General features: G+C 62.8%; 1 protein-coding gene. It reads right to left on the reverse strand.

What is annotated here, in order from left to right; all coding sequences use genetic code 11:
* Window positions 1-460, reverse strand: a 460-nt coding sequence (locus tag FLQ44_RS02895; protein WP_147692971.1) for a TetR/AcrR family transcriptional regulator, incomplete at both ends; no start/stop codon positions are given.

Below are 460 nucleotides of genomic sequence, written 5' to 3' on the forward strand. Positions count from 1 at the left end.
GTGGATGCCGCGGTTGATGCTCTCGCGTTCGTCCTGTTCCCCACGCACCGCGCTGAAGTTCAGCCAGAAGGTCGAGATCAGCAGGATGTTGGTCGAAGTGGCCTGGATCTCATCCGCGCTGGCGCGCATCACCTCCGCGCGGACCAGTCCCTGCATGATGCGGATGGCATTCTCGCCTGCACGTTTGAAGATGCGCGCGAAGTGCATGCGCAGCTTGCGGTTGCGGCTGGTGATGTCGACCAGGTCGCGATAGACGAAGCGGAAATCCCAGATGCACTCGAACACCGCGTGCAGCTGCAGCCAGATGTCCTCAAGCGTCGGCAGGCGGTCGTCGGGCGCTGCCAGTGCGCTGTCCATGCGCGCCTCGAAGCGCGCGAACAGCTGCTCGATGATGTCGTCCTTGTTGCGGAAGTGGTAATACAGGTTGCCGGGGCTGATCTCCAGCTCGTCGGCGATGTGG

This window comes from Vogesella mureinivorans (genome assembly GCF_007644035.1).
Taxonomy (GTDB): domain Bacteria; phylum Pseudomonadota; class Gammaproteobacteria; order Burkholderiales; family Chromobacteriaceae; genus Vogesella; species Vogesella mureinivorans.